This window comes from Roseateles sp. P5_E11 (assembly GCF_054049355.1).
In genome coordinates, this window is the sequence record NZ_JBFUMO010000910.1 from 1 (window position 1) to 1,610 (window position 1,610).

Consider the following 1,610-nt stretch of genomic DNA (forward strand, 5'->3'; position numbering starts at 1 on the left):
GTTTCGAGCTTGCCAAGTTGGCCGGTGGTCAGTGCACCGAACTGGCTGGAGCTCATCGCCGCGAACTGGGCGGTGCCCAGSGCGTTGAGGTTGTCGGTCGCGAGRTTGGCGAGCTGGGTGTTGGTCAGTGCYTGRACTTGGGCCGAGGACAGGTTGGCGAACTGGCTGCTGGAGAGGCTGTTCAGGTCGGCCGTGCCCAGCGAGTTGACCTGGGCCGTCGTCAGTGAATTGACCTGGCCGCTGCTCAAGGCACGCAGCTGGTCACTGGTGAAGGCGTCGAGCTGGTCGGAGGACAGGTTGCGCAGGGCGCCGGTGGTCAGCGACTTGATGTCGCCAGTCTCGATAGCCGCGAGCTGGGCGGTGGACAGCGTGCCGGCCTGGGCCRAATTGATGGCGGCGACCTGGGACGAAGTCAGGGCGACCATGTCACCCGTGGTCAGGCCCTTGATCTGGGCGGTGCCGAGCGAAGCAACTTGGGCCGTGCTCAGCGAGCCGACGGCGTCGCTGGCCAGGGCACCGACCTGGTCGGAAGACAGGCCGTTGAGGGCCGCGGTGGTGACGGCGCGCAGATCGGCCGTCTCGAGCTTGCCCAACTGGCCAGTGGTCAGCGCGCCGAACTGGCTGGACGACAGGGCCGCGAACTGGGCTGTGCCCAACGCGTTCAAGTTGTCGGTGGCGAGGTTGCCGAGCTGCGTGTTGGTCAGCGCCTGGGCTTGGGCCGTGGAGAGGTTGGCGAACTGGCTGCTGGTCAGGCTGTTSAGGTCGGCCGTGCCCAGCGTATTGATCTGGCTGGTTGTCAGCGAGTTGATCTGGCCGCTGCTCAGCGAACGCAATTGGTCGCTGGTGAAGCCGTCGAGCTGGTCAGACGACAGATTGCGCAGGGCGCCGGTCGTCAGCGACTTGATGTCAGCCGTCTCGATGGCGGCAATCTGGGCCGTGGAAAGGCTGCCGGCCTGGGTCGAGGTCAGCGAGGCGACCTGGGCCGAGGTCAGGGCGACCATGTCGCCCGTGGTCAGGCCCTTGATCTGGGCGGTGCCCAGCGAGGCGACTTGTGCCGTGGTCAACGAGCCAACGGCGTCGCTGGCGAGGGCGCCGACCTGGTCGGAGGACAGACCATTGAGGGCTGCCGTCGTGACGGCGCGCAGGTCGGCCGTTTCCAGCTTGCCCAGCTGGCCGGTGGTCAGCGCACCGAACTGGCTGGACGACAGGGCCGCGAATTGGGCTGTGCCCAGGGCGTTGAGGTTGTCCGTCGCCAGATTGGCAAGCTGGGTGTTGGTCAGCGCCTGGACCTGGCCCGAGGACAGATTGGAGAACTGGCTGCTGGTCAGGCTGTTCAGGTCGGCCGTGCCCAGGGTGTTGATCTGGCCGGTTGTCAGCGAATTGACCTGACCGCTGCTCAGCGCGCGCAGCTGATCGCTGGTGAAGGCATCGAGCTGGTCGGAGGACAGATTGCGCAGGGCGCCGGTCGTCAGCGACTTGATGTCAGCCGTCTCGATGGCGGCAATCTGGGCCGTGGAAAGGCTGCCGGCCTGGGTCGAGGTCAGCGAGGCGACCTGGGCCGAGGTCAGGGCGACCATGTCGCCCGTGGTCAGGCCCTTGATCTGGGCGGT

General features: G+C 66.7%; 1 pseudogene. It reads right to left on the reverse strand.

Annotated elements, in window-relative coordinates:
- Window positions 1–1,610, reverse strand: a pseudogene (locus tag ACXJKR_RS32005) (heme utilization protein); the annotation flags it as partial.